Source organism: Pseudomonas sp. TH34 (assembly GCF_016650865.1).
Lineage (GTDB): Bacteria > Pseudomonadota > Gammaproteobacteria > Pseudomonadales > Pseudomonadaceae > Aquipseudomonas > Aquipseudomonas yamanorum.
The window spans coordinates 104889-129334 of record NZ_JAEKFB010000035.1 but is presented as its reverse complement, the minus strand read 5'-3'; the positions used below and the strand labels follow the sequence as shown (position 1 = coordinate 129334).

The following is a 24446-nucleotide window of genomic DNA, read 5'->3' as shown; positions in this document are numbered from 1 at the left end:
CCACTCTGTATGCATCGGGCGTGGAGCTGCCTTTTGAGGGTTCAGGCAGGGGCGTTCAAACCATTCAAATAGCTACCGCCGAGTGCCAGGGGCGACTGATTAAGGTCATCGCCTTTATTTCCTCAACGGTACTCGTATATGTCAGCACCTCAAGCCTCTGCCCCTCTTTTGCCGGGCAGTGAAGGGCGTCACTATGCACAGATCAAGGCCGCCATCCCCGAGAGTCTGATCAACGCATCCCCCGCACTGCGCGCAGCCATCAGGCAGGCCAGGCCAGAGATCCCCGTCTGGTACGCGGCCGCCACTGCGGAGCAGAGGGCGTTACTCAAAAACCTGTCAGAGGCAAGCTTCAAGTCCAACAAAGCGCTGGAGCAACTAACGGCCAGGGTGCAAGAGGTCAACGCGTTCGCCCAGCCATTGCTGGAGGCGGCGTTGAAGGCCGCGGGGTTTGAGCTGGACGTCAACCAGGTGCATCTGCGCCTCTATGTACCGGTCGAAGGACTAGCGACAGGCTACCGGACCAAGACCTTGTCCCTGTTGCAAGCGGCCTTGAACAATTTTGAGGAGCGTGAGACCCACGCCGGGTTCTCTGACAGCGCTTCAGGTTTTATCACTGCGCCCGGCGCGGATGGGCATTTCGAGCGCTATACCACGCCCCTGACAATCGAGACCTTCGCCCGGTTATGTCGCGACCTGGACTTGGGTAAGCGGTACCAGGAGCACCTCACTACCTACCTGTTGCCCGTGCAAACCGTGTCCAGGGGCTTGCTGCGCGAGCGTTTTATCAACCGGCAAAAGGATGCCTTCAGGGCTGCCGCCTACGTGGCGTTGCTCAAGGGGGATATTGGCAGTGACGACTATGCGCTGCTGCTGCGCATTGCCAATGGCGAGCGACGCATCAAGCTCGGTAACAAGCAGGTCTGGCATCGCTGGCCCACTATCATGGACCTGCAAATGCACGGCTGCCTCATGATCGACCCGAGCGTGGAGCATCGCTATGGGAGCTGGTTTATCGTCTATATCCCCGACCACCCCGACCATCCCATCAAGCGCTACGAAACCCATGCCGCGTACGTAGAAGAAACCACCCGCGAGCTGACCGCTTATAAACCCGAGGACTACTGGGATAGCAGAGGGGTTCAGGTCACGGCACATCAACAGTTTTTCTCACGGTTCATCGGAAAAAAATACCTGGCTTACTACTACGGGCGGTTCACCGAAAAACGCGTCGATGAACCCCTCAGGCGCGTGGCCCTTGGCCCTGATCCAGCGTGGCGACAGTACTACGCAAGAAAATCGCTCATCGAACTCCAGGCGATCAACGCCCTCTTAAAGTCCCCGCGACATATCAGCCGCACGCCGCAGGACCAGCCAAACCTGAACCTCAACGCCCACCCGATCAAGGGGCTGTGGATCGACGTCGATCCTTGGGACGAGCTGTACGCCGACATGCGCAAACGCGCACTCGACGATGCCTTGAGCATGGCGGTGCCCACCGCTCAAACCGACGCTGCCGGGCGTGACCGGCGGCTGGCGCATTTGATGAACATTGGCCTGTTCGCCGTGAACCTGGTGTCGATGATCATTCCTCCCTTGGGGGCAGTGATGGCAGTGGTCACGGCCGGGCAACTGCTGTACGAAGTGTTGGAGGGCGTGGTTGAACTCGGCCAGGGTGACCGCGAGGCCGGCTGGGCGCATATCGGTGATGTGCTGGACAACCTCGCGCAATTGGCGGTGGGCGGCGCTGCATTGCATTTCAGCGTGTCGCCGTTTATCGAGGGGCTCAAGGCGGTCAGGCTGCCGTCGGGAAAGGCCCGCTTGTGGAAGCCCGACCTCGCGCCCTATGCGCAGGACATCCAACTGCCTGCGGGCTCGATTCCCGACCCGGGGGGGGTGCATACCGTCAACGGGCGTCAGGTGGTGTCAGTGGACGGCACTCACTACGCGGTGACCGCGCAAGACGAACCGGACGTGTACCGGGTCCAGCACCCCAGCAGGCCTGGGGCGTATGAGCCACAGATCGTCAACAACGGTTCAGGCGCCTGGACCCATGAAGCCGATGAGCCCCTGACGTGGCAAGGCGCTCCGCTGATGCGGCGATTGGGCCATGTGATGGAAAGCCTGAGCGATACGCAGTTGGAGCAGGTCCGCAAGATCAGTGACACCGACGAAAGCGTGCTGCGCCGGTTGTATGTGGAAAGCGAGCCCACTCCGGCAATCACACTCGATACGGCGGTGCGCATGCGGGCTTACGGGCGTGCCGAAAGCTTGAGTGGGCAGATCCTTGCGGGGTCGATGTCGATGGACCTGGGCAGCTACGCTGCGTCGTTGATGGTGGAAATGCCCGGCTGGCCCTCCGGCAGGACCATCGAAGTATTTGACGGTCATGGCGCAAGCAGGACGGCTTCGCTTTACGGCCAACCTCATACACCCGGGACCAGTCTTATCAGCATCAGTCGCATAGACCTGTTCGGCGGCAAGCTGCCCGCGCTGATCGTCGAGAGTTTGCCCGAGGAGCAGCTTAAAAACCTGCTCGGCCAGAACCTGCCTTACGGGGCCGCGCCGCGTAGCCAGGCGTTGCAGGCGCGGCTGGGGATCCATGCAAAACAGTCCCTGCGGCGGGTGTTCGACAGCCTCTACCTCGGGCGGTCATCGCCTGACAGTGCTGAACTGCAACTGTTTGCGCGGGACTTCAAAAGCCTGCCCAAGGCGATGGCTCAGGAGCTGTTGGACGGTGCCACCGCCGAGCAGCGGGAGGCCTTGATTGCCAAGGGCAAGATTCCCCTGGAGCTGGCGCAGCAAGCGCGCCAGAAGCTTGGGGAATTACGCCTGGCTCGAGCGTATGAAGGGCTGTACCTGGACGCGTTGGCCAATGCTGACACTGAGGCTCTGGTGCTTAATACCCTGGAGCACCTTCCCGGCTGGCGAAACAACCTGCGCATTGAAATGCACGAAGGCTCGGTGAGCGGGCGCTTGCGTGCCAGCTATGGCCAGCCTGGGTCCAGCAACCTCAAGCTGTTGGTGCGAGTGGGCGATGGTCGGTATCAGGCGTTTGACACTCAAGGCAACGAGTTACACGGGGTCGATAGCTTGTACGCTTCCTTGCAGCACGCGCTGCCGGATGCGCATCGCCAGTCCCTGGGGTTGGCCGATGTGGGGCAGGGGCCGCAACTTGGAAAGCTGATTCAACAGCACGCCCTGTCCCGTGCCGGCCTGCGCAAGGTACTGGGCATGCAACCGTTGGACACACGCTTTTTCGTGCCGCCGCAGCGCTCTTCTCTCGGGCGGGTCGGTTATTCCTGGAGTGGCCGTGGAGGGGAGTCCTGGGAGCACAAAGTTCAGCAGCGTATCAAAGCCCTCTACCCCGCTTATGACGAAGCGCAGATTGCTCGACTGCGTGCACCTCACGCGCCGGCCGACGATACCTGGCTCATCTCCCTGGAGCAGGAGTACGAAACGCTCTGCTCCACGCTGGAGGCCTGGGAAGCATCACCGATCCAGGGTTATGGTGACGCCAATAGCGCTGAATACCGAGAGCAGCGTGCCATTCGTAAAAAACTGGGAAGGTTGTTGATTAAAGCCTGGCGGCGTGTGGGTAAGGTTGATGTGGATGTTTTCGGGAATACGCTGGGCCAGAAGATCGAACTGGAGGGAGTTGAGATACAACCTCAGCTGGGGTCGCTTCCGGCGCTGAGCGCCAACTTTGATCACGTCACTTACCTGGAAATCTCCGACGCGGAACTGACCGATGCTGTCGAGCCTTACCTGGCTCCCTTTCGCGGCTTGCGCACCCTCAACCTGAACCACAACCTGCTCACTCGCCTGCCCCTGTTGCTTGAGCATCTGCCCAGGCTTGAGGTGTTGAGCCTGGCGGAAAACGCGATTGTGCTGGACGTCGCGGCCGTCAACCGATTGAAGAATCTCACCCGACTCCACACACTCAATTTGGAGTCCAACCCGCTGGGCATGGCACCGGATATCAGCCGGATGGGCCGGCTGTTTCGGGTTCTTCTGGGCAATAGCGGGCAAAGTGTTTGGCCGACTGGCATCTTCGACATGCCCCGGCCACGCTGGTTTACCCTGATCCTGGAAGGTAACGCGCTTGAAGTGCCGACGGTCGAGCCAGGTTCAGTGAAGGCTGCGATTCTTGCGCGCACCCATGTCAGCCGGACCTTGCTGACGTCCGAGGGCCTGCACCAGCTCAAGCGGTATATCGAATCTGTTGGCATGGACCCGGAGCGGCAATTTCCACCCGGAGGGATGGAGGACAGCGCCCGATGGAAAGCCGGCCTCACCCACCGGGAGTGGGGCGCCTTGCAGCCCATATGGAATGCCGTGGAGGAGGCCAAGGGCGCCGAACCGTTCTTTAACGAAATCCGCAAGTTGAGGGAGTCTGCCGATGTCGTATTGGAAGGCTTCGAGGAAGACCTTACGGCCAAGGTCTGGCGAATGTTGCGCGCCATGGCCGATAACACCCGGCTGCGTGAGAAGCTTTTCGACATGGCGATGGCGCCTACCAGTTGCGTTGATGCGGGCACCCAGTTGTTCAATGCCATGGGGATCGAAGTGATGGTGTATGAGGCTTCGATCCACCCTGACCCCGAGGTGGTCGCGCAACTGATGCTGACGGTGGCCAAAGGCAGGACTCGGCTCAACAAGCTGGGAGAAATTGCTCGCGCCCGGGTAGTGGCATTGAGTGAGCAAGGCCGCAAGTTCCCCAATGATCCGATTCGGCGAATCGATGCCGCTGGAAACCCCGAGCGGGCTATCGATGAAGTAGGGATCTATCTGGCGTTTTCGACCGGGTTGGCCGAGCGGCTTGAGCTGCCCTGGCAATCAGGGGATGTAATGTACCCTGAGTCTGACGTCACCTCGCAGATGCTGGACGATGCTTTTGATCGGGTCATGGCATTGGAGGAGGGCGACCTGCTCAGGGATGCCCTCGTCGAGTTGGACTTCTGGGATGAGTACCTTGAGCGCTCGACGCCCGCGGCCTTTGTCTGGCTGACGCGCAAAAGGGCGGCGCTGGAAGACTTGACGAGTGCCATGAATGATCTGGCGGCCAATGGTCGACTGCCTGAGTCGCAGAAGATGGCCCTGCGCAATACCCTGCGCAATTCGGCCCTGATGCTGGACAAGTCGGTTGAGGACTTCCCTCCCGGCACGCCCATGCACCAGGACGTCTATGATGCGCTTGCGGTGAAACTGCACGAGGAGCGCAAGGCGATTCTCCAGAGGCTCACTGACGAGGCTCTGGAGATCGCGCTTCAAAATAGAAAATAACGCTGCGCCATCGGCAGCACATCCGCCGGTTCACACCACAGCAACACGCCGTCGGCCTTGACCTGATACGTCTGCGGGTCGACCTCGATATCCGGCAGGTAATCGTTGTGGATCAAGTCGGTTTTCTGCACCTCGCGGCAACCCTTGACCACGGCGATCTGCTTCTTCAAGCCCAACTGCTCGGGCAAGCCTGCCGCCAATGCCGCCTGGCTGATAAAGGTCAGGCTGGTGGCGTGCAGCGAGCTGCCGAAGCTGGCAAACATCGGGCGGTAGTGCACCGGTTGCGGCGTCGGGATCGAGGCGTTGGCGTCGCCCATCAGGCTTGAGGCAATCGCGCCGCCCTTGAGGATCAGCGTCGGCTTGATCCCGAAAAACGCCGGGCGCCACAGCACCAGGTCGGCCCACTTGCCCACTTCAATCGAGCCCACTTCGTGGCTGATGCCATGGGTGATCGCCGGGTTGATGGTGTACTTGGCGATGTAGCGTTTGGCGCGGAAGTTGTCGTTGCCTTCGCCGTCGCCCGGCAATGGCCCGCGCTGTTTCTTCATCTTGTCGGCGGTCTGCCAGGTGCGCGTGATCACTTCGCCGACACGGCCCATGGCCTGGCTGTCGGAGCTGATCATCGAGAACGCGCCGAGGTCGTGGAGGATGTCTTCGGCGGCAATCGTCTCGCGGCGGATGCGGCTTTCGGCGAAGGCCACGTCTTCGGCAATGCTCGGGTCCAGGTGATGGCAGACCATCAACATGTCCAAGTGTTCGTCAATGGTGTTGCGGGTGAACGGCCGGGTGGGGTTGGTGGAACTGGGCAGCACGTTGGGGAAACCGCAGGCCTTGATGATGTCGGGCGCGTGACCGCCACCGGCGCCTTCGGTGTGGTAGGTGTGGATGGTGCGGCCCTTGAAGGCGGCGAGGGTGGTTTCGACAAAGCCGGATTCGTTGAGGGTGTCGCTGTGGATCGCCACCTGCACGTCGTACTCGTCGGCGACGCTCAGGCAGTTGTCGATGCTCGCGGGCGTGGTGCCCCAGTCCTCGTGCAGCTTCAAGCCAATGGCGCCGGCCTTCACTTGTTCGATCAACGGCTCCGGCAGACTGGCGTTGCCCTTGCCGGTGAAGCCGATGTTCATCGGAAACGAATCGGAAGCCTGGAGCATGCGCGCCAGGTGCCACGGGCCAGAGGTACAGGTGGTGGCGTTGGTGCCGGTGGCCGGCCCGGTGCCGCCGCCGATCATGGTGGTGACGCCGCTGGTCAGCGCCTCTTCGATTTGCTGTGGGCAGATGAAGTGGATGTGGGTGTCGATGCCGCCGGCGGTGAGGATCATGCCTTCACCGGCGATCACTTCGGTGCTGGCGCCGACGCAGATGGTCACGCCGGGCTGGATGTCCGGGTTGCCGGCTTTGCCGATGGCGAAGATGCGGCCGTTCTTCAGGCCGACGTCGGCCTTGACGATGCCCCAGTGGTCGATGATCAGCGCGTTGGTGATCAGGGTGTCGACCACCTCATGGGCGAGCAGTTGGCTCTGGCCCTGGCCGTCACGGATCACCTTGCCGCCGCCGAATTTCACTTCTTCGCCGTAGACGGTGAAATCCTGTTCGACTTCGACGAACAGCTCGGTGTCGGCCAGGCGGACCTTGTCACCCACGGTGGGGCCGTACATGTCGGCGTAGGCTTGGCGACTGATTTTCATGTGTTTGCCCTGAGAAATTTGTGTTGAATGTGAAGTCGCTTTCGCAGGCAAGCCAGCTCCCACAGGGGAATGCATTCCAAAGGTGGGAGCTGGCTTGCCTGCGATGAGGCCCTAAAGGTCACCCATGATTTTCCCGGCAAACCCGAATACCCGGCGCTTGCCGCTCAATTCCACCAGTTCCACTTCACGACTCTGCCCTGGCTCAAAGCGCACGGCGGTGCCGGCCGGGATGTTCAGGCGCATGCCACGGCTGGCGGCACGGTCGAACGTCAGTGCGTCGTTGGTCTCGAAAAAGTGATAGTGGGAACCGACCTGGATCGGCCGGTCGCCGCTGTTGGCCACGCTCAAGGTGGCGGTGCGCCGACCCACGTTGAGTTCGATGTCGCCAGGCTGGATCTGAAATTCGCCAGGAATCATGCAGGTTGCCCCAGGGTCTTGAAGTAGATGGCGGTCGGGGTGTAGCGCCCGTCCGGGCTTTGGCAGTAGTCGGGCAATTCACCGATCTTGGTGTAGCGCAGCGACTGGTAGAACGCTTCGGCACCGGAGCCGGCTTCGGTGTCCAGGTACAGCAACCCGCGTTTGTACTGGCGGGCACTCAGTTCCAGGGCGCTCATCAGTTGCTGGCCGAGGCCGCGGCGCCGGGCCTCGCTGTGCACCAGCAGCTTTTGCACTTCTGCACGGTTCAGGCCGTTGGCTTTCATGCACAGCGCCAATTGCACGCTGGCGATGACGTGCTCATCACGCACCACCACCCACAGCAGCAGGCTGCCATCGTTAAGGCTGGCCTGCACGCCGTTGAGATAAGTGCCGGCCTGGGCTTCATCGAAGTCGGCCATGAAGCCCACCGATGCGCCGTGCTTCACGGCGTCCAGCAACAGCTCAATCAAACCCGGGCGGTAATGGGCAAAACTCTCGGCATTGACTCGACGCAGTTGGGCGTTCATCGGTGTCACTCCTTGGGCGGCGTAGCGCCTGGGTTGAGCGTCAGTTGCATGAAGGTCAGGTCCAGCCAGCGTCCGAACTTGGTGCCGACCTGGGGCATCTGCCCGGTGGTGATGAAACCCAAGCGCTCATGCAGGCGGATCGAGGCCTGGTTGCCGCTTTCGATGGCGGCGACCATCACGTGTTTGTCGCAGGTTTTCGCCCGCTCGATCAGCACCTGCATCAGCTGTGGGCCGAGGCCTTTGCCGCGCTGGTCGTTGCGCACGTACACCGAGTGTTCGACCGTGTGGCGAAAGCCTTCGAAGGGCCGCCAGTCACCGAACGAGGCATAGCCGATGACCTGCTCGTCTTCGATGGCCACCAGGATCGGGTAAAACTGCGATTGGCGGGCACTGAACCAGGCCTGGCGGTTGCCCAGGTCTACCGGTTGTTCGTTCCAGATCGCCGTGGTGTTCAGCACCGCGTCGTTGTAGATATCGCGAATCCCTGGCAAATCGGCGTGCACCGCATCACGAATCAAAAAGGACATGGCCGGACCTCAGGCGATGGGTTGGTGGACGGTGACCAGCTTGGTGCCGTCGGGGAAGGTGGCTTCCACCTGGATGTCCGGGATCATTTCCGGAATGCCTTCCATCACCTGTTCACGGGTGAGCAGGGTGGTGCCGAAGTGCATCAGCTCGGCGACGGTGCGGCCATCGCGGGCGCCTTCCATCAGCGCGGCGGAGATGTAGGCGATGGTTTCCGGGTAGTTGAGCTTCACACCGCGCGCCAACCGCCGCTCGGCCACCAGGCCGGCGGTGAAGATCAGCAGTTTGTCTTTTTCCCGTGGGGTCAGGTCCATCGTTCAAAGTCCTTCAAACAACATTCATAAAAACACTGAAGATCCGATGTGAAAGCTGCTTTATGTGGGAGCTGGCTTGCCTGCGATGCGGGCGACTCGGTATGTCTGATGTACCGAGGTGATGCCATCGCGGGCAAGCCCGTCTCCCACGGGGAGCAGGGTCGACTTTTGATCTTCATGTGCTCCAGATTCTCGGTGATACCGCCTCGCGGCCCAGTACGGCCGGGCGCAGCAGGCGCCACAGCGCGATCAGCCAAGCTCGCGCCAGCAGCGCTTCACTGGCCAGGCAGCGGGCCACCAGCAGGCCGGGCAATTGGGTCAGGTCGCCGCGTACCGCGTGGGGCAGGGAGCGGCATTGTTCGAGCAGTTCAGGGTCGATTTCGCCGGTCACCAGCAAGGTCGCAAACACCGGTTGCCCATCCAGCCCGATGGGCGAGTCGAGCAAACCGTCGGCGCCCACAATGCGCTGGCGTTCATGCCAAATCAACTGGCCGTCGCGGCGGATATCCAGGTGCGACTGGAAGTGCCCGAGGTCGAAACGCTCGCCGCTGGCGGGGCGCCCCAGGGCGACTACGTCCCAGTAAAACAGCCGGGCATCGCCTTGCAGGTCGATGCGAGTGGTGAGTTCGGCCTGGGCGGCGCTGAACACGATGGTCTCCTGCGGCAGCCATTCCAGCGTCGCACCAGCCTCAACCGTCAGCTCCAGTTTCTGATAGGCCGGCCCGCCGGCGCGGTACCACTTGGCCGCGCCGGGGCTGGTCAGTTGCGCCCAGGCGCCTTCGGCGACATGGGCCGTGATGTCGAGGCGATCACCGCCGGCAATCCCGCCCGGCGGGTGCACGATGATGTGCTGGCACACCTCGGGGCCTTCGGCGTACAGGTGCTTTTGCACCCGCAGCGGGCCGAGGTGACGGCGCATCACCGGGCGCGTGGTGTCGCCGAAGCGCGCGTAGCCGAGTTCCAGCTCGGCGTGCCAGCTGGGGGTGAACAGCGCGGTGGGGGCAGGTAGGGTCATGGTCAGTGCTTATCGTTAGGACGCTACAGATTAGATCGTAACGAGCCCGCGCACACCCTCGCTTTCCATATTTTCTCCGCGCCCCTGCTGGACGATTTCGCCCCGGGACATCACCAAGTACTGGTCGGCCAGTTCCGCGGCAAAATCATAGAACTGCTCCACCAGCAGAATCGCCATGTCACCGCGTGCCGCGAGCTTCTTGATCACCGCGCCGATCTCCTTGATCACCGACGGCTGGATGCCTTCGGTGGGTTCGTCGAGGATCAACAGGCGCGGGCGGCTGGCCAGGGCACGGCCGATTGCCAGCTGCTGTTGCTGGCCGCCGGACAAGTCGCCGCCCCGGCGTTGCTTCATTTGCAGCAGCACCGGGAACAGCTCGTAGATGAAGGCGGGCACTTCCTTGGCTTCGGAGCCGGGGAAGCGTGACAGGCCCATCAGCAGGTTTTCTTCCACTGTCAGGCGGCCAAAAATCTCCCGGCCCTGGGGCACGTAAGCGATACCGGCGTGCACCCGCTGGTGCGGCTTGAAGCCGGTAATGGCCTTACCTTCCCAGTTCACCGCACCTTCCTTGGCCGGCAGCAAGCCCATCAGGCACTTGAGCAAGGTGGTCTTGCCCACGCCATTGCGGCCCAGCAGGCAGGTGACTTCGCCGACTTTTACCTCAAAGGAAAGCCCGCGCAGGATGTGGCTACCGCCGTAGTACTGGTGCAGCTTGTCGACTTGCAGCATGTTCAAAATCTCCTCAATTCCTTGTGGGAGCTGGCTTGCCTGCGATACAGGCGACTCGGTGTATCAGCTGCACCGTGTCGATGCCATCGCAGGCAAGCCAGCTCCCACATAAAGCATCAGCGGCCGAGGTAAACCTCGATCACCCGCTCATTTTCCTGCACCTGTTCCAGCGACCCTTCGGCCAGCACGCTGCCCTGGTGCAACACTGTCACGTGGTCGGCAATCGAGCCGACAAAGCCCATGTCGTGCTCCACCACCATCAGCGAGTGCTTGCCCGCCAGGCGCTTGAACAGCTCGGCGGTGAACTCGGTTTCGGCGTCGGTCATGCCCGCCACCGGTTCGTCCAGCAGCAACAGTTGCGGGTCCTGCATCAGCAGCATGCCGATTTCCAGGAACTGCTTCTGGCCGTGGGACAGCAAACCGGCGGGGCGGTTGACCGAGGCGGTCAGGCGGATGGTGTCGAGGACTTCGCTGATGCGGTCTTTCTGCTCGCCGCTCAAACGCGCCCGCAGGCTGGCCCACACCGACTTGTCGGTCTTCTGCGCCAGCTCGAGGTTTTCGAACACGCTGAGGGCTTCGAATACCGTGGGCTTCTGGAACTTGCGACCGATGCCGGCCTGGGCGATCTGCACTTCGCTCATGCTCGTCAGGTCCAGGGTTTCGCCGAACCAGGCCTTGCCGTGGCTGGGCCGGGTCTTGCCGGTGATCACGTCCATCAGCGTGGTCTTGCCCGCGCCGTTGGGGCCGATGATGCAGCGCAATTCGCCGACGCCGATGTACAGGTTCAAGTCGTTCAACGCCTTGAAGCCGTCGAAGCTGACGCTGATGTCTTCCAGGGTCAGGATGGTGCCGTGGCGGGTGTTCAGGCCTTTGCCGGCAGCCTGGCCGAGGCCGATGGCATCGCGGGCGCTGCCCTGGTCTTTGTTGGGTTCAAGGATAGGTTCGAGCATAAATTCGGCCGTCGCTGTGATCCTCATTGGTCGCCCCTTTTCTTCAGCAGGCCAATCACACCCTTGGGCAAATACAGGGTGACGATAATGAACAGCGCACCGAGGAAGAACAGCCAATACTCAGGAAACGCCACGGTGAACCAGCTCTTCATGCCGTTGACCACACCGGCGCCCAGCAGCGGGCCGATCAAGGTTCCACGCCCGCCGAGGGCCACCCACACAGCGGCCTCGATGGAGTTGGTCGGCGACATTTCGCTGGGGTTGATGATGCCCACTTGCGGCACATACAACGCGCCCGCCAAACCACACAGCACCGCGCTCAACACCCAGACAAACAGCTTGAAGCCACGCGGGTCGTAGCCGCAGAACATCAGGCGATTTTCCGCATCCCGCAGTGCCGTCAGCACCCGGCCGAACTTGCTCTGGGCGAGGCGCCAGCCGATGTACAGGCTGGCTACCAACAACGCCACGGTGGCTACAAACAGCACTGCCCGCGTGCCCGGCTCGGTGATGCCAAACCCGAGGATGCTGCGGAAATTGGTAAAGCCGTTATTGCCGCCAAACCCGGTCTCGTTGCGGAAGAACAGCAGCATCCCGGCAAAGGTCAGCGCCTGGGTCATGATCGAGAAATACACGCCCTTGATCCGCGAGCGGAAGGCGAAGAACCCGAACACCAGCGCCAGCAAGCCCGGTGCCAACACCACCAGGCACATCGCCCAGAGGAAGTGGCTGGTGCCGGTCCAGTACCACGGCAATTCGGTCCACGACAAAAAGGTCATGAACGCCGGCAGCTCATCGCCGGACGCCTGGCGCATCAGGTACATGCCCATGGCATAACCGCCCAGCGCAAAGAACAGGCCGTGGCCGAGGGACAACATCCCGGCATAACCCCACACCAGATCCAGCGCGAGAGCGACGATGGCGTAGCACAGAATCTTGCCCACCAACGTCAGCGTGTAGGCGGAAACGTGCAACGGGTTTTCCGATGACAACAGCGAGAACAACGGCAGCGCCAGCAGCAGGATCAGGATCACTGCACCGACCGCAACGGTCACCTTGGGGCCGGCCTTTTGCGCGGCCGTGAGCATCAATGGCTGGTTCATCAGTCGATCACCCGTCCTTTCAGTGCGAAGAGTCCCTGCGGGCGTTTCTGGATGAACAGAATGATCAGCGCGAGGATCAGGATCTTGCCGAGCACGGCACCGATCTGCGGTTCGAGGATCTTGTTGGCGATCCCCAGGCCGAAGGCGGCCATGACGCTACCGGCCAATTGACCGACGCCGCCGAGCACCACCACCAGGAACGAGTCGATGATGTAGCTCTGGCCGAGGTCCGGGCCGACGTTGCCGATCTGGCTCAAGGCAACACCGCCGAGGCCGGCGATGCCGGAACCGAGGCCAAAGGCGAGCATGTCCACGCGCCCGGTGGGCACGCCGCAGCAGGCGGCCATGTTGCGGTTCTGGGTCACGGCCCGCACGTTGAGGCCCAGGCGCGTCTTGTTCAGCAGCAGCCAGGTCAGCACCACCACAAACAGCGCGAAGGCGATGATCACGATGCGGTTGTACGGCAGCACCAGGTTGGGCAGCACCTGGATCCCGCCGGACAGCCACTCCGGGTTGGCCACTTCTACGTTCTGCGCACCGAATACCAGGCGCACCAGTTGGATCAGCATCAGGCTGATGCCCCAGGTGGCGAGCAGGGTTTCCAGTGGGCGGCCGTAGAGGTGACGAATCACCGTACGTTCCAGGGCCATGCCGATGGCGGCGGTGACAAAAAACGCCACCGGCAGCGCGATCAGCGGGTAGAACTCGATGGCCTGGGGCACGTAGCGCTGCATCAGTAACTGCACCACATAGGTGGAGTAGGCGCCGAGCATCAGCATCTCGCCGTGGGCCATGTTGATCACCCCGAGCAAGCCGAAGGTGATCGCCAGGCCGAGCGCTGCCAGCAGCAGGATCGAACCCAGGGACATGCCGCTGAAGGCCTGGCCGAGAATCTCGCCCACCATCAGTTTGCGTTTGACCTGAGCGAGGCTGGTTTCGGCGGCGGTGTGTACCGTGGCGTCGGCTTCGACGCCGGGGGCGAGCAGGGCTTCCAGGCGAGTGCGGGCCAGCGGGTCGCCGGTGCCGCCGAGCAAGCGCACGGCGGCCAGGCGCACGGCTGGGTCGGGGTCTACCAGTTGCAGGTTGGCCAGGGCGAGGCTGAGGGCAACGTGTACGTCGTCATTGGTTTCGCCGGCGAGTTGCTGGTCGAGGAATTTCAGCTGCGCAGGTTGTGCGCTTTTTTGCAGAGTCTGGGCGGCGGCAAGGCGCACCTTGGGGTCGGCGGCGAGCAATTCCTGGCTGGCTTGCACGTTGTCGATCAGGCCGCGCAGGCGGTTGTTCAGGCGTACGGTTTTGGTCTCACCGTTGACCGTGATCTGGCCTTGTTGCAGGGCGTCCACCAGCTCAATGCGCGCCGGGTCGGGCTGGGCGGCCCAGTCCTGGAGCAGCTTGGCTTGTTGCATCGGGTTGGCGTTGATGAAGTCTTCGGCGTCGCTGGCGTGTGCGGCGAAGGGCAGCAACAGCAGGGCGGCGAGGATGAAGCGGTATAGGGCAGTGGGCATACAAAATGTCCTGATCATGCACGGACAATGTGGGAGCGGGCTTGCTCGCGAAAGCGCTGGCTCAGTTTCGGATGCGTCGACTGACACACCGCTTTCGCGAGCAAGCCCGCTCCCACATTTAGACCGAGTCGGTCTTAGTTGCTCTTGACGGCGTAATCCGGCTTCTTGTCATTCCCCGGAATGTACGGGCTCCACGGCTGCGCCCGAATTGGCTCCTGGGTCTGCCACACCACCGAGAACTGCCCGTCAGACTGGATCTCACCGATCATCACCGGCTTGTGCAGGTGGTGGTTGGTCTTGTCCATGGTCAGGGTGAAGCCGGACGGCGCGGCAAAGGTCTGCCCGGCCATGGCTTCACGCACTTTGTCGACGTCGGTGGACTTGGCTTTCTCCACCGCCTGCGCCCACATATGGATACCCACGTAGGTGGCTTCCATCGGGTCGTTGGTCACGGCCTTATCCGCGCCCGGCAGGTTGTGGGCCTTGGCGTAGGCTTTCCAGTCGGCGACGAATTTCTTGTTCACCGGGTTCTCCACCGACTGGAAGTAGTTCCAGGCGGCGAGGTTGCCTACCAGCGGCTTGGTGTCGATGCCGCGCAGTTCTTCTTCACCCACGGAGAAGGCGACGACAGGAACGTCGGTGGCCTTCAGGCCCTGGTTCGCCAGTTCTTTGTAGAACGGCACGTTGGAGTCGCCATTCACGGTGGAGATCACGGCGGTCTTGCCACCGGCCGAGAACTTTTTGATGTTGGCCACGATGGTCTGGTAATCGCTGTGGCCGAACGGGGTGTAGACCTCTTCGATGTCTTTATCGGCTACGCCCTTGGAGTGCAGGAACGAACGCAAAATCTTGTTGGTGGTGCGCGGGTACACATAATCGGTACCCAGCAGGAAGAAGCGCTTGGCGCCGCCGCCTTCTTCGCTCATCAGGTATTCAACCGCCGGGATCGCCTGCTGGTTCGGCGCCGCACCGGTATAGAACACGTTCGGCGACATCTCTTCGCCTTCGTATTGCACCGGGTAGAACAGCAGGCCGTTGAGTTCTTCGAACACCGGCAATACCGATTTGCGCGACACCGAGGTCCAGCAACCGAATACCACGGCGACCTTGTCCTGGGTCAGCAACTGGCGGCCCTTTTCAGCGAACAGCGGCCAGTTGGAAGCCGGGTCAACCACTACCGGTTCGAGCATCTTGCCGTTCACGCCGCCCTTGGCGTTGATCTCGTCGATGGTCATCAGCGCCATGTCTTTCAGCGAGGTCTCGGAGATCGCCATGGTCCCGGACAGCGAGTGCAGAATGCCGACCTTGATGGTCTCGGCGGCCTGTACCGTCCAGGTCATGCCCATCGCGGCGATGGATGCCGACAGTGTGAAAGCCTTGATCAAGCTGCGACGCTTCATTGTGCAATCTCCATGACTCAATGATGTGATGAGGGAGTGATTGCAAAGGCTGTGCCGGGGTGCGCAATCGTGGTGCGCGGGCGCTGTGATCGGGCTATGGGGTTGGACGGTGCACCAATGCGGCGCCAATCGCGGTGGCGTGTGCGCGCAGGCGCACCCTGATGGTGCCTGGCGCCCCGAGTCTTAACTATCTAATGCCTGCGTCCAGCCAAACCCTTGAAAGTGAAGCCTGCCTGGTGCCTCCGGCAACCCAGGGGCAGCGCCAGTTTTCTTAACTTCACTCAAGTGACGATGGACATGGACAGTACTCACATTCAAGACGATCAAGCGGCGAGCACGCGCAGGCCGGTTCCCCATCTGGGGCCGGCATTCGTCACCGACCACGATGCCGCCCATTGGGCGCATCAACAGATCGGCAACCGGCGCGAGACGGTATTTGGCGGGCTGGTTTTCAAGCGTGATGACGGGATGTACCTGCCAACCGTACCGGTGGCCGGGACCGCCACTGCGTTCGACTTTCAGAGCGACCTGCTCACGGTTGATGCCAACAGGAACTTCCTGGCGTACGAGGGCCACAGCGTTCACGCCCTGTACAGTTCACGCGCCGGGGATGGCACCCGGCGCGCCACGCAGATCCAGCACTGGACAGACGCGCAGCGCCGCCTGGATCGCAGCTTTTTTCCCATCAATATCCTGCGCATCATTATTCAGCTGCGCATGCTGTGCACCCGTTACTACTTGTCCGGGTTCTATGGCTCGCTCATCCAGTATGAAAGCAGCGGTTCTGCGACTGAGGGCACGTTTTTGAGCAGGCTGATGGCGGCCAAGCCTGCGGCCGATTTCGACGACTACATCGCCTTTATCAATGAGACGGCCAGAGCCGGTTACCTGCGGGTCATCGTTGCCAACGCCGAGTTGGGTGGAAAGCCTGGCCAACTGCTGACGCCGTGGACACTCAATCAAACCCTGTCGCAGATCGGGCAGGAGGCACTGGCGCCCCTCGCCAGCCCAGTCAGCCGCCGGTGGCAGGACGCGGTGCGAGCGGTTTTGCCGCCGCTGGGGTTCGCACGGCAGGAGAGCCACTTTGGCTATCTGTACAAAAGCGCGTCGAACCAGTTCGTGGCCGAATTTCCGTCGGACGAACTCAAGGCGGCGTTTGCGCTGACCAGTGGCAAGTTGTTGCTGCCTAAAGTGCACAAGGCGGACAGTGAGTTTTTAACCTTCGGTATTTACTGCTCCCTATCGCCGCAGGCGAAACCCACCGTGGCGAAGGAGTCGTGGCTGGCCGAAAATTTCTTCCCGGCTTCTGCGTTGGCTGCCGTGGCGATGATGGCGGGGACCGACGACCTGGGCTTGCACTTTTACTTGCGTGCCAACGACGGCGCGCTGCTGATGTACCACTGCACAGGCTCGCAGGCGCAGTCCCGGTTGTTCGCCAATTACGGTGCGGAGATCGACAGGCGCTTGAAGGACGGTACCTTGAGCCCTTCCGAGTTTGTCCGGCAGGTGGCCGCTGTGGGTACGCTGACGGTGGTTGAGCCCGGACGGGTATGGGACAAGGCCGGAGTGGTAGGACCGCAATGGCGGGCCTTCGCGAAAGTCCATGCGTCGCTGAGCCCTGCCTTCGTCACCGCCGATGACGCTGCACGCTACCTGCATTACACGGTGGGTTCACCCCACGGCTCTTTTCTCCAGGCTTACATCTTCAAGCGCAGCGATGGGCTGTTTGTGGCCTCCAGGCTTTCAGACCCTGACACGTGGCGGTCGTTGTGGGGTGGGGCATTGCCCGCCGACAACGCTGTGACGCGGGTCGAGCTTGAAGGCCACCAACTGGTTGGCGAGTTCAATCGACCTGTCTACGACCTGGCCGAGGTGCGTGCCAACTATCCTCAAAAAACCTCGCGACAACTGGCGCTCCTGATCAGTACACCGTCGACTCAAGCAATCGACATGACGCTGGTTTTTTCCGATCAGATCAAGGTGCTTTACACCAGCGGAACGAACGGTACGTTGATCAAATACGCTGTCAGCGGCTCTCGGGCCGAGCGTGAATTCGGCGAGTACCTGGCGCGAGTTGAGCGCGATGGCCAAGGTGTGGCCCGCGTACAAGGTTTTGACGGCACTCGTGAAGGGCTGATCAAAGAGCTGGTAAAACTCGGTGAGTTGACGGTGCTGCTGGCGGATGAGACCTGGTACAACGTCCAGGGCCGAGTCCCGGCCACCTGGGAACCCGAAACGCCTTTCGCCGCCGCAGCCCCCATTAATGCGCCCCTGAGCTGGGTTTTCACTGACCTGGCAACCGCCGCCCGTTATGCCCATGACCGTATGCAGGCAACGGCGGATGGCCGGCGAGTCGGCTGCATCCTCAAACACTCGAGTGCAGAGCAGTATGTGGCCAGCGAACCTTCCGCACCGATACCCGCCGGCGAAGCCCTTTTCGAGTTGGCGAATGTTTTTCGCAATGCCGGCCTGCCGCCAGGCTTCGCCCTGCGTGGCTGGTACTGCCGCAGCGAACCGGACGCCACCGGCATCGCCGCCGAACCCTGGCTGTACGAGGCGTTTATCGACACCACGGATTTTGCCCAGGGGATTGCCGCGCTGCGCATCCACCCCGAGAGCAATCCGGCCTTCTACCTCAGCACGGCGGACGGCGCTCAGCTGGCTTATGACGCTTCCGGCTCGGCCGAGGAAAGCCAGCTCTACCAGGTGCTGCCCGATGGCCGGGTAACGGACAACGGGCTGGGAGATGAGTTGCGAGCCGCTACCGTGACGCCCCACGAGATGATCCAAAAGGTCGCCGGCGCCGGGGCGCTGTCGGTGTTGCAACCGGGCACGTTGTGGGATGTGGCGGGGCTGGTCGCCGACACCTGGCGACCTTACGCCCTGGCACCTCGCCCGCAACTGAGCCGCGGTTTTCTCCAAATAGAAGACGCGGCACGCCACGCTCACGGGCAAATCGGCAGCTGGCGTGAGGGCGAATACTGCGGCTATATCCTGCAGCGTCCGGACGGCCTTTATGTGGCCACCGAGCCATTGCCGGCCAGTGACGCCGGGCGCTTTGCCCAGGGCGTTGTCTACCCCCAGGACGTCAAGGGCCGCTCACTGCTCCCGCCCCGTCACGTGCTGAAGGCCGTATACGGTTCCAGCCGAGGGGTTTCGCTGCTGGAACCCGAGCGCCTGCAGCGCCCGGGCTGGTCGCGGGACGATGCCTGTCTGGAGGCGCAGATGTTCAGCGCCCTGGACGTGCACACGCTGATCCGCAAACGCCAGCAGGTGTCCGTGGCCTACCTGTCGGGCGCCGAAGATTGTTTGCTGGCGTATGACCTGATCGACTCACCCGCCCAGGCGAGCCTGTTCAAGGCGCTCGACCCCTCGCCCCAACGCAGCCCGGCGGCCCTCAACCTGGCCAACGGCACATTGACGGCGATGGAGTGGATTCGGCAAGTAGCGGCGGCCGGCAGTGTGCGGGTGGTGCTGGGCAACCCGTTGTGGGGCGCGCCGGGGCTGATCACCGAGCACTGGCAGCCACGCCTGCCGATACTCCGGCGCGAACGGCCGGAGCTGGTTGCCTATGGTCCGGTCTGCGCCAGTGCCGCCGACGCGGCTCAGGCACTGCACGCGCGCCTGGACCGTGAAGCGCCGACGCAAACCAGTTTCGGTTTCATGCTCAAGCATCGCGATCAGGACGCCTTTGTCAGCGCCGAGCTTGTACCGGCCTGGGATAAGGCCGGGCTGTTCGCCCTGAGCGCTGTGTTCGCGGTGGATGACGACGGCGAGTTCATTTACCCGGCGGGTTATCAACTGCACGCCTTGGTTTACCGGCGCAACTGGATGCCACCGGGGCTGACCACCGCCGAACATTGGCTGGCGCAGCATTTTATTTCGGCGGCGGATCTGGCCAGTGCAACGGTCGAGGCCAAGCGCCAACGGGAGACAGGCGCACTGACGGGCTTGCCGGTGTTTATCTCGACACTGGACCAGGCGTTGCTGCTGGTACAAACGCCGGTGGCATCGACGCTGTTCAACCCGGTGCGTCAGCCGTCGGGGGTCTTTGAAGACGTGCAGACCTTGATGACCAGCGGGCAGCTTTCGGCGGTCGGGTTTGTCAACGAAGTGGCGAAGTTGAGCTGGTTGAGCGTTTTGGTGCCGAGCGAATGCTGGGGGTTGGCGGGTAAGCTGGATGTCAGCCAAACCCCATGGACCGCTTTCGCCAACTTTATGCGCCGCTCATTGAGCCCGCTGTTCAGCAACCAGGCCGATGCGGTGCGTTACGCCCACCAACAACTGGGCACACAGCGCGACACGCTGCATGGCGGGCTGGTGTTGCAGCGCAACGGCAAGTTTGTCGCGACCCTGGCGGTGCCGGTGTCGAGTGAAGACTTCGACCCGAACGTCATCCTGCCGGGCCTAGACGTCAGCCAGGCGCTGCTGGCCCCCGGCTGGAAAATGGTCGCGCGCTACCGGTCACGTCCCGCCCGGGTGCTGGGGTTCTGGTTGCCCTCTGAAGAAAACGCGGTGTATCAAAACCTGTTCTCGACCAACGTGCTGGGGACTGCCCTGAAGTCAGGCCACCTGTGGACCCACGAATACCTGCTGACGCCCGATGGCTCACTCATCGGTTTCAGTACCCAGGACGTGGAGCGGAGCTTGCTCGCCCCGGCCCAGCGCAACGAAGCGACACAGTTGCTCAGCCACCTGGAAACCTCCCTGGCCCCCAACAGCCTGGCGCTGCACGACCCTTACAGCAATGCCGTCGAGCAGCAGATGCGCAGCGGCCGCAAGAGCCCCACCGAGCTGGTCAATCAGCTGGCGCGGGTGGGGACTTTGCAGGTACTGGAGGGCGGCCCGTTGTGGGGCACTGCCCAGCGTGTGCTGCCGGGCTGGATGCCCGGCCTGGCCTATGTTGCACCGCAGACGGCGGTCCATGCCGTGGCGGATCGGCAGCTGGGCCCGGTGTTCAAGCATGCCGACGACGCGGCACGCCATGGTCATCAATACGCCCAGGCGCGCACTGAACTGAGCTTCGGCGTGATTCTCAAGTCCTCCGACAATGGGCATTTTGTCGCCTGCGCGCCGGTCAAGGGGGATGACCTGGGCTTTGCTCTCGACCGGGCGTTCCTGCGCGGCCAGTTGCCCATCGGGTACAGCCTGCAAGGCCTGTATCTGAGGCTCCCGCAGCGCGCGGCGCCCGAGTTGCCCCAGGCCGAAGGCTACGCGCAACTGATGGCTCCGGCCGTGGTGCTGGCGGCGCTGAGCTTTTCGCGGGTGGCACAGAGCGAGCGTTTCCTGGCGTTGTATGTGTCGTGCCCCGATGGCTCACTGTTTCGGTATCAGGCAGTGCAGATCGATCCGGATTGGGATTCCAGCCGTCGGCAGGCGGCGTATCTGAAACACCTTAACAGTCGTGGCAGCATCGACAGTCATGTGCTGAAACTGGTGGAGTCCGGCGAGCTGCGGGTACTCGACAGCCGCCCGTTCTGGGACGCCTTGTTGCCACGCATAAAGCGCCTGGCCACGACACTGGCAGTGCTCGATACCCGCCTGGCCCTTGGCCCGTTGTGCGCGCACCCGGACGATGCGGCGCGCCTGGCGTGGCAACAGGTTGTGCCGCTGGCGCACCAGCCGCGGCTGGGGGCGCTGCTGGGCAACGGCGACAGCGACACCTTCATCGCCGTGCAACCGGTGGCAGACCCGGGCCCCTCGGTGGCCGTGGGACTGCGGCCGGATACACCGGCCTACAAGGCACTGTTCGAGGGCATCATGAACCTCGGCTATCCCAGCACATCGACCCGCTACCCGGCGGGCTACAAGGTGATGGGCGTCCAGCAGTTGTTCAAACTCGACACCGAGCGCCAGCATCTGGGGGATCGCTACGAAGAAGGCCTGGCCCACAACTTCATTGCCCAGAAGGAAATTCGCGGGTTCATCGAGATGCTGCGCCAGGACAAGATCGCGGGGGCGCGTTACTACTTCACCCCGGTGCACGGCGCGTTGATTGTCTATGAGCCCAGCTATCACGCGGACGAAAGCCAGTTGCTGCGGGATGACTGGATCGATGAAGACACGGGTGTGATGAAGGTCAAGCCCAGCGAGGTGATCCGTCGGTTGGCGACCTCGGGCAAGCTGACTATCCTGGAAACCGACCGCTTCTGGCAACCCCGCAGCCAGGTGGCGCGGCGCTTGTTGCAGGCTTTCAAGCAGGCCGACCAGGGTGTTTAACGCCGGCGCATCAAGCCGATAAAAAACAGCCCGCCGATGGCCGCCGTGGCCACACCGATGGGCAGGTCTTCGGGGGCGATCATCGTGCGGGCCGCCACATCGACCCAGACCAGGAACACACTGCCCAACAGTACGCACACCGGCAGCAAACGCCGGTGTTCGGCACCCACAAGACGCCGGGCAATGTGCGGCACCATCAGCCCGACAAAGCCGATGGAACCGCTGATGGACACCAGCACGCCGGTCATCAGCGAGGCGATCAAAAACACCTTGAGCCGCACATTGCGCGCGTTCAGGCCCAGGGTCACGGCGGTCTGTTCGCCGGCCATCAGCGCGTTCAACGGGCGTGCCATCCCCAACAGCAACACCAGCCCCAGCAACACCGTGGCGAAGGGAATTGTCAGCAGTTCCCAACGCGCCAACCCGAGGCCGCCGAGCATCCAGAACATCACCGCCGAGGCCGCGCGATGGTCGCCCATGAACAACAGCAAATTGGCCACCGCCATCATCACGAACGACACCGCCACCCCGCATAGCAGCAGGCGGTCACTCTCCAGCCGACCGTTGCGACTGGCCACCGCCAGCACCACGATCATGCTCAGCAACGCGCCGATGAACGCCGCGATGGGCAGGGTCAGCAGGCCGATCACTTCACCCACATGCAACACCACGATCACCGCGCCGAGGGTGGCGCCGGAGGTCACGCCCAGCAGGTGCGGATCCGCCAGCGGGTTGCGCGTCACCGCCTGCAACACCGCACCAATCAACGCCAGCCCGGCGCCCACCAGGGCACCGAGCAACATGCGCGGTACGCGGATCAGCCACACGATATGTTCCTGCCCGGCGCTCCAGTCCACCTCGCCCATGCCGAAGGCTTTATGCAGCAAGATCCGCCACACCACGTCCACCGGCACCCGCGCCGAGCCGAACCCCAGCGAGACCACGCATGAGATCAGCAACAACGCGCCAAGGGCACTCAGCAGCAGGGCGTAGCGACGGGTAATCATTCGCCGTGGAACCCCTTGGCCAGGGTTTCAACCGCCAGCACGTTGTCGATGCCCGGCGTGGCTTGCACGTAGGGGATCACGATAAAACGCTGGTTCTTGATCGCGTCCACCGATTGCAGCGCCGGGTTGTTCAGGAGGAACTGCTCTTTTTGATCGGCGGTGATTTCGCTGTAGTCGACGATCACGATGACTTGCGGATTGCGCTCCACCACGGTTTCCCAGTTGACCCGGGTCCAGCTGGCGTCCACGTCATCCAGAATGTTGCGGCCGCCGGCGGCATCGATCAGCGCCTGGGGCATGGCCAGGCGGCCGGAGGTCATGGCGCGGTCTTCGCCGCTGTCGTAGAGGAACACGCGAGGTTTGTCGACCGGCAGGTTTTTCTGCACTTCGGCCACCTGTGCCTGCATCTGTGCAATAAGCGCATTGGCGCGGTCCTGCACGTCGAAGATCTTGCCCAGGTTGCGCAGGTCGTTATAGGTGTCTTCCAGGGTGGCCGCCGGGCGCTTCATCACGAAGGCACAGGACTCCGTCAGCTCATAGACGTTGATGCCCAACGGTTGCAGGGTTTGCGGGGTGAGGTCGCCACCGACACGCATGCCGTAGTCCCAGCCGGCGAAGAAGAAGTCGACGTTGGCGTTGAGCAGGGTTTCCACCGACGGGTATTTGCTCGCCAGTTCCGGCAGGCCGTCGAGGATCTGCGCCATTTCCGGCGTCACGGACTTCCAGCCGGTCACGCCGCTGTAGCCGGCCATGTGCGACTTGAGTCCCAGGGCGAGCATCATCTGGGTCATGTTGATGTCGTGGCTGACCGCGTGTTTTGGCGCCTCGGCGAAGGTCACTTCGCGGTTGCAGCTCTTGATTTTCAGCGGGTAATGGGTCGCTTCGGCGAACGCTTGAGCAGTGCCGAGCAGCAACGCGAGAGACAGCAGGGAGCGCAGGATCATGGTTGGGTTATCCAGGTAATTCGGGGGTAGCCGGACAAGGGGTGAGTGTCGATCAATGCTTCAACGCCGAACACTTCGCGCAGCAATTCGGCGGTCAGCACCTCGTGAGGTGTGCCGCTGGCGACGATGCGCCCGTGGTTGATCACGTACAGCCGGTCACAGAACGCTGCGGCCAGGTTCAGGTCATGAATGCTGGCCAGGGTGCCGATGTTCAGGCGTTTGACCAGTTGCAGCAACTGCAGCTGGTAGCGTGGGTCGAGGTGGTTGGTCGGTTCGTCGAGGATCAGCAGTTGCGGTTGCTGGGCCAGGGCGCGGGCCAGGATCACCCGCTGTTTTTCTCCACCCGAGAGAGTCGCGAAGGCGTGGTCTTCAAAGCCCAGCAGGCCGACGGATTCGAGGGCCTGGCGGATCAGGTTGCGGTCTTCAACAGTGTCGCTGTCGAACAGCCCCTTATGAGGCGTGCGGCCCATGGCGATCACTTCATCCACCCGCAGGCCGAACGCATCGGGAAATTCCTGGAGCACCACGGCGATACGTTGTGCGCACCATTTCGAGGATTGCTTCCAGACGTTCTGGTGGTCCAGCAGCACCTCACCTTCGGCCGGTTTGCTGAACCGGTAGGCGCATCGCAGCAGGCTGGTCTTGCCGCTGCCGTTGGGGCCTATCAGCCCGACAAACTCACCGGCACTCACCCGCAGGCTGGCATCACGCAGTTGGAACTGGTGATGGCAGTGCTCGTGGCCGGGAGGGGCCCAGGCGAGGTCGGTGAGGTTGAGTGAGGTCATCTTTACTCTCAGGTCCAACACAGGACAAATGTGGGAGCGGG

The 24446-nt window shown here is 62.4% G+C and carries 16 protein-coding genes; 2 read left to right on the top strand and 14 right to left on the bottom strand.

The window, feature by feature from the left end; genetic code table 11:
• The first annotated feature begins 138 nt into the window (after positions 1-138).
• Positions 139-5283 (top strand): dermonecrotic toxin domain-containing protein, encoded by a 5145-nt coding sequence (locus JFU58_RS29925; protein ID WP_201142993.1) that lies wholly within the window; start codon positions 139-141, stop codon positions 5281-5283.
• On the opposite strand, the gene ureC is transcribed toward JFU58_RS29925, so the two are convergent.
• The 11 genes from ureC to urtA all read right to left on the bottom strand — a co-directional run bounded on the left by ureC (position 5268) and on the right by urtA (position 15450).
• Positions 5268-6968 (bottom strand): urease subunit alpha, encoded by a 1701-nt coding sequence (gene ureC / locus JFU58_RS29920; protein WP_063033358.1) that lies wholly within the window; start codon positions 6966-6968, stop codon positions 5268-5270. The genes JFU58_RS29925 and ureC overlap by 16 nt on opposite strands.
• Before the next feature lie 111 nt (positions 6969-7079).
• Positions 7080-7385 (bottom strand): urease subunit beta, encoded by a 306-nt coding sequence (locus JFU58_RS29915; RefSeq protein WP_063033357.1) that lies wholly within the window; start codon positions 7383-7385, stop codon positions 7080-7082.
• Positions 7382-7912, bottom strand: coding sequence for a GNAT family N-acetyltransferase (locus JFU58_RS29910; protein ID WP_063033356.1), 531 nt, complete (start codon positions 7910-7912; stop codon positions 7382-7384). Before JFU58_RS29910 ends, JFU58_RS29915 begins: the two co-directional genes overlap by 4 nt.
• A gap of 5 nt (positions 7913-7917) precedes the next feature.
• Positions 7918-8439: a GNAT family N-acetyltransferase gene (locus tag JFU58_RS29905; protein WP_063033355.1), complete on the bottom strand. Its 522-nt coding sequence runs from the start codon at positions 8437-8439 to the stop codon at positions 7918-7920.
• Positions 8440-8448: 9 nt separating this feature from the next.
• A complete protein-coding gene (ureA, locus tag JFU58_RS29900; RefSeq protein ID WP_003217383.1) occupies positions 8449-8751 on the bottom strand; it encodes an urease subunit gamma in 303 nt (100 codons plus the stop codon).
• A 175-nt stretch (positions 8752-8926) separates the two neighbouring features.
• The gene (locus JFU58_RS29895) at positions 8927-9766 is read right to left on the bottom strand and encodes an urease accessory protein UreD (RefSeq protein WP_063033354.1); all 840 of its coding nucleotides are present in this window, start codon (positions 9764-9766) and stop codon (positions 8927-8929) included.
• 30 nt (positions 9767-9796) lie between these two features.
• The gene (urtE, locus tag JFU58_RS29890; RefSeq protein WP_017478391.1) at positions 9797-10495 is read right to left on the bottom strand and encodes an urea ABC transporter ATP-binding subunit UrtE; all 699 of its coding nucleotides are present in this window, start codon (positions 10493-10495) and stop codon (positions 9797-9799) included.
• A 116-nt stretch (positions 10496-10611) separates the two neighbouring features.
• On the bottom strand, positions 10612-11472 hold the full coding sequence (gene urtD, locus JFU58_RS29885; RefSeq protein WP_003217378.1) for an urea ABC transporter ATP-binding protein UrtD: 861 nt from the start codon (positions 11470-11472) through the stop codon (positions 10612-10614).
• The gene (gene urtC / locus JFU58_RS29880; protein ID WP_201142992.1) at positions 11469-12548 is read right to left on the bottom strand and encodes an urea ABC transporter permease subunit UrtC; all 1080 of its coding nucleotides are present in this window, start codon (positions 12546-12548) and stop codon (positions 11469-11471) included. The genes urtD and urtC overlap by 4 nt, the downstream gene beginning before the upstream one ends.
• Positions 12548-14050, bottom strand: a complete 1503-nt coding sequence (gene urtB, locus JFU58_RS29875) for an urea ABC transporter permease subunit UrtB (RefSeq protein WP_063033352.1) — start codon at positions 14048-14050, stop codon at positions 12548-12550. Before urtB ends, urtC begins: the two co-directional genes overlap by 1 nt.
• A gap of 134 nt (positions 14051-14184) precedes the next feature.
• Positions 14185-15450, bottom strand: a complete 1266-nt coding sequence (gene urtA, locus JFU58_RS29870; RefSeq protein WP_003217372.1) for an urea ABC transporter substrate-binding protein — start codon at positions 15448-15450, stop codon at positions 14185-14187.
• A gap of 297 nt (positions 15451-15747) precedes the next feature.
• Between urtA and JFU58_RS29865 the strand changes: the two genes are divergently transcribed.
• Positions 15748-21669 carry a hypothetical protein gene (locus tag JFU58_RS29865; protein WP_201142991.1) on the top strand — a complete coding sequence of 1974 codons (5922 nt, stop codon included), beginning with the start codon at positions 15748-15750 and terminating at the stop codon, positions 21667-21669.
• On the opposite strand, the gene JFU58_RS29860 is transcribed toward JFU58_RS29865, so the two are convergent.
• The 3 genes from JFU58_RS29860 to JFU58_RS29850 are packed head-to-tail and all read right to left on the bottom strand — an operon-like array spanning position 21666 to position 24405.
• On the bottom strand, positions 21666-22676 hold the full coding sequence (locus JFU58_RS29860) for a FecCD family ABC transporter permease (RefSeq protein ID WP_177025933.1): 1011 nt from the start codon (positions 22674-22676) through the stop codon (positions 21666-21668). The two genes, JFU58_RS29865 and JFU58_RS29860, sit on opposite strands and share 4 nt — an antisense overlap.
• Positions 22673-23620, bottom strand: coding sequence for an ABC transporter substrate-binding protein (locus JFU58_RS29855; protein ID WP_201142990.1), 948 nt, complete (start codon positions 23618-23620; stop codon positions 22673-22675). The genes JFU58_RS29860 and JFU58_RS29855 overlap by 4 nt, the downstream gene beginning before the upstream one ends.
• Positions 23617-24405: an ABC transporter ATP-binding protein gene (locus JFU58_RS29850; RefSeq protein WP_201142989.1), complete on the bottom strand. Its 789-nt coding sequence runs from the start codon at positions 24403-24405 to the stop codon at positions 23617-23619. The genes JFU58_RS29855 and JFU58_RS29850 overlap by 4 nt, the downstream gene beginning before the upstream one ends.
• Between the last annotated feature and the right edge of the window lie 41 nt (positions 24406-24446).

Excerpts from the sequence above, each read along its gene's own strand:
- JFU58_RS29925 (WP_201142993.1), top strand. The coding sequence starts at position 139 with ATGTCAGCACCTCAAGCCTCTGCCCCTCTTTTGCCGGGCAGTGAAGGG.
- ureC (WP_063033358.1), bottom strand. The coding sequence starts at position 6,968 with ATGAAAATCAGTCGCCAAGCCTACGCCGACATGTACGGCCCCACCGTG.
- JFU58_RS29915 (WP_063033357.1), bottom strand. The coding sequence starts at position 7,385 with ATGATTCCTGGCGAATTTCAGATCCAGCCTGGCGACATCGAACTCAAC.
- JFU58_RS29910 (WP_063033356.1), bottom strand. The coding sequence starts at position 7,912 with ATGAACGCCCAACTGCGTCGAGTCAATGCCGAGAGTTTTGCCCATTAC.
- JFU58_RS29905 (WP_063033355.1), bottom strand. The coding sequence starts at position 8,439 with ATGTCCTTTTTGATTCGTGATGCGGTGCACGCCGATTTGCCAGGGATT.
- ureA (WP_003217383.1), bottom strand. The coding sequence starts at position 8,751 with ATGGACCTGACCCCACGGGAAAAAGACAAACTGCTGATCTTCACCGCC.
- JFU58_RS29895 (WP_063033354.1), bottom strand. The coding sequence starts at position 9,766 with ATGACCCTACCTGCCCCCACCGCGCTGTTCACCCCCAGCTGGCACGCC.
- urtE (WP_017478391.1), bottom strand. The coding sequence starts at position 10,495 with ATGCTGCAAGTCGACAAGCTGCACCAGTACTACGGCGGTAGCCACATC.
- urtD (WP_003217378.1), bottom strand. The coding sequence starts at position 11,472 with ATGAGGATCACAGCGACGGCCGAATTTATGCTCGAACCTATCCTTGAA.
- urtC (WP_201142992.1), bottom strand. The coding sequence starts at position 12,548 with ATGAACCAGCCATTGATGCTCACGGCCGCGCAAAAGGCCGGCCCCAAG.
- urtB (WP_063033352.1), bottom strand. The coding sequence starts at position 14,050 with ATGCCCACTGCCCTATACCGCTTCATCCTCGCCGCCCTGCTGTTGCTG.
- urtA (WP_003217372.1), bottom strand. The coding sequence starts at position 15,450 with ATGAAGCGTCGCAGCTTGATCAAGGCTTTCACACTGTCGGCATCCATC.
- JFU58_RS29865 (WP_201142991.1), top strand. The coding sequence starts at position 15,748 with ATGGACAGTACTCACATTCAAGACGATCAAGCGGCGAGCACGCGCAGG.
- JFU58_RS29860 (WP_177025933.1), bottom strand. The coding sequence starts at position 22,676 with ATGATTACCCGTCGCTACGCCCTGCTGCTGAGTGCCCTTGGCGCGTTG.
- JFU58_RS29855 (WP_201142990.1), bottom strand. The coding sequence starts at position 23,620 with ATGATCCTGCGCTCCCTGCTGTCTCTCGCGTTGCTGCTCGGCACTGCT.
- JFU58_RS29850 (WP_201142989.1), bottom strand. The coding sequence starts at position 24,405 with ATGACCTCACTCAACCTCACCGACCTCGCCTGGGCCCCTCCCGGCCAC.